The following is a 3,269-nucleotide window of genomic DNA, read 5'->3' as shown; positions in this document are numbered from 1 at the left end:
TCGAGGACGCGATCGACGTCGAGGACGACCATGAGCTGGCCGTCGAGACGGTGGACACCGCCGGCGAGCTTGGCCATGCGGGGGTCGAGATTGACGGGGTTTTCTTCCATGCCGTCCTCGGCGAGCCGCAGCACTTCGCCGATCTGGTCGATCAGGAGGCCGTAGGATTCACCGCGCAGATCGACGCCGACCGCCATCGGGATCTTGCCGTCCTCGGGCTTGGGCAGGCCGAGCCGGGCGCGCATGTCGACCACGGTGACGATGCGGCCGCGCAGGTTCAGCACGCCCGCAATCTCGCGCGAGGACAGCGGCACGCGGGTGACGCGCTCGGGCATGAACACGTCCTGGACGCGGGAGATCGGCAGGCCGAACAGCTGGCCGCCGATCATCGCGGTGACGTATTCGACCATGGCGCCTTCGCCGGACTGGGTCTTCTTGGTCATGTGCGTATCTCCTGATCCATCCCGCTGGGGTTTAGGCGGCTGCGCGGCTCAGCTCGGAGGCACCGGCGGCGCCCGCGGTCTGTTCCTTCAGCGCCGCGATCAGACCGGGACGGTCGAACTTGGCGACATAGTCGTGGAAGCCGGCCTGACGGCCGCGCTCGATCGCCGCCGGCGACACCAGCGCGGAGAGCCCGATGATCGGCATCGCGCCCAGATTGCTGTCGGAGCGGATGGTCTCGGCAAACTCGAACCCGTTCATGTCGGGCATCTCGATGTCGGTCAGGACCACGTCGAAGCTCTGCGCGCGCAGCGCCGCCAGGCCCTCCTGCGCGGTCGGCGCGGTGCGGACGCGGTAGCCGGCGGCCTTGAGCACCGGGGCCAGCATGTTGCGGAAGAACGCCGAATCGTCGACCAGCAGCACCGATTGCGAGTGCAGCGACGGCTTCATCTCCTTGCGGGTGAACCAGTCGGAGAACGCCATCGGCAGGAAGTGGCCGACGTCGATCACTTCGGTGGCCTGGCCCTTGATCACGGCCGAGCCGAGAATGCCGGAGGAGGATCCGCCGACCTCGATGTTGAGCCGTTCCTCGACGATGTCGATGATCTCGTCGACGACGAGGCCCATGGAGCGGCCGTCGTCGGAGAACACCAGGATCGGCTGGGCGCCCTGGCTCGCGATGGTGACGCTCTCCATGGCAACGAGCGGCATCAGCTGCTCGCGGTACTGCACCATGTAGCGGCCGTTCGAGAACTCGATCTTGTCGGCCGGGAGCTCTTCCAGGCGCGTGACGAGCCCGAGCGGGACCGCCTTGGGCTGGGACGAGCCGGCGCGGAACACCAGCAGCGAGGTGGTCTGCTCGCCCGATCCGATGCTGTGCGTCCCGTTCTCGCTGTTCATGTCATGGGCCGAGGAGCCGGCGGCGCCGAGCGCCTTGGCAATGCCGTTGGGGTCGATGATCATGATGACCGCGCCGTCGCCCAGGATGGTATTGCCCGAGAACATGTCGATGTGGCGCAGCTTCGTCGACATCGGCTTGACCACGATTTCTTCGGTGTGGAACACGCCGTCGACGACGATGCCGAAGGTCTGGCTGCCGACCTGCGTCACCACGATGAAGCCGTTCTCGGGATCGGAGACGGCGCCGTCGTCGATCTTGAGCAGCTTCTTGAGATGGATCAGCGGCAGCAGCTTGTTGCGCAGCCTGAGAACCGCGGTGTCCTTGATGCGCTCGATGCGGTGCTCCGAGTTGGCGCGGGCCCGCACCAGCTCGACCACGGAGAGCTGCGGGATCGCAAAGCGGTCGCCGGCGGCTTCCACGATCAGCGCGGAGACGATGGCGAGCGTCAGCGGGATCTTGATGGTAACGGAGGAGCCTTCACCGGCGACCGACTTGATGTCGATGGTGCCGCCGATCTGGTCGATATTGGTGCGCACCACGTCCATGCCGACGCCGCGCCCCGACACCGAGGTGATGGCGGCAGCAGTGGAGAAGCCCGGGGCGAAGATGAACTTGTGGATCTGGGCTTCGCTCATCTTCTCGAGCTCGGCCTCGGTGACCAGACCTGAGGAGATCGCCTTGGCCTTGATCCTGTCGGTGTTCAGGCCACGGCCGTTGTCGGCGATGCAGATGATGATGTGGCCGCCCTCGTGATAGGCGGACAGGCGAATGGTGCCCTGCTCGCCCTTGCCGCCGGCGAGACGCTCGGCCGGGGTCTCCAGGCCATGGTCGGCGGAGTTGCGCACCATGTGGGTGAGCGGGTCCTTGATCAGGTCGAGCACCTGGCGGTCGAGCTCGGTGTCGGCGCCGTGCATCTCCAGCTCGATCTGCTTGCCGAGTTCGCTCGAGAGGTCGCGAACGATGCGGGGCAGCTTCTGCCAGGCATTGCCGATCGGCTGCATGCGCGTCTTCATGACGCCTTCCTGCAGCTCGGCGGTGACGTTGGACAGCCGCTGCAACGGCACCTTGAACTCGGTGTCCTCGTTGCGGCGGGATATCTCCAACAGCTGGTTGCGGGTCAGCACCAGCTCCGAGACCATGGTCATCAGATGCTCCAGCGTATCCACGTTGACGCGGATCGACTGGTTGGCGATGCTGGCTCCCTCGGCGGCGCCCTCGTCGGCGATCGACTTCTTCGGCGCGGCCTTGTCCTTCGCCTTGGTCTCCTTCGCGGCTTCCTTGGCAACAGGCACCGGGGCTTCAGCGGCAGGCGGAGGCTCCGCCTTGACTTCGGCCCTGGCAACCGGGACCGGCACTTCGATCGCGGTCTCGCGGAAGGCACGCTCGAGCTCGTCGAGCGAGACTTCGCCCGGACGCAGCGGACGCTCCAGGCTCTGGTCGGCCAGCACGCCGGAGGTCGGCGCGGCTTCGACGGCGACAGGCGCGTCCGGCACCAGCGGCGGCGCTTCGGCAACGGCAGCAGCAGCAGCGCCGGCCGCCATGGCGGCCATGCCCTGCTCGACCATCGCTTCCAGCTTGTCGATGAGATCGCGGTCGGTGCCCTCGGGCTCGGCTTCGGTCGCCTCCAGCCCGGCCAGAATTTCCTTGATGCGGTCGATCGAGGACAGGATCACCGTCACCGCCTGCCCCGTCACCGGCATGCCGTCACGGAATTTGCCCATCAGCGTCTCGCCGGCATGCGCCAGCGCTTCCAGTCGCGGCAATCCGAGGAAGCCGCACGTGCCCTTGATGGTGTGGACCAGCCGGAAAATGTTATCCAGGATCTTGGCGTTGTTCGGCTCCTGCTCGAACTTCACCAGCTGATTGTCCACGGTGTCCAGGCTCTCGCTGGTTTCCGTCAAAAACTCCCGCAACAGATCATCCATGA

2 protein-coding genes are annotated in these 3,269 nt (G+C 66.3%); both read right to left on the bottom strand.

Translation table 11 applies throughout. From position 1 onward, the window contains the following. The coding region (locus IVB50_RS01970) for a chemotaxis protein CheW (RefSeq protein WP_085348214.1) at window positions 1-443 on the bottom strand (443 nt) is incomplete at its 3' end. 31 nt (window positions 444-474) lie between these two features. Next, a complete protein-coding gene (locus IVB50_RS01965; protein WP_247294112.1) occupies window positions 475-3,267 on the bottom strand; it encodes a hybrid sensor histidine kinase/response regulator in 2,793 nt (930 codons plus the stop codon). Window positions 3,268-3,269 lie beyond the last annotated feature (2 nt).

The organism is Bradyrhizobium sp. 87 (genome assembly GCF_023073015.1).
Lineage (GTDB): Bacteria > Pseudomonadota > Alphaproteobacteria > Rhizobiales > Xanthobacteraceae > Bradyrhizobium > Bradyrhizobium canariense_D.
This window is presented reverse-complemented; position numbering and strand designations above follow the sequence as displayed.

Excerpts from the sequence above, each read along its gene's own strand:
- IVB50_RS01965 (WP_247294112.1), bottom strand. The coding sequence starts at position 3,267 with ATGGATGATCTGTTGCGGGAGTTTTTGACGGAAACCAGCGAGAGCCTG.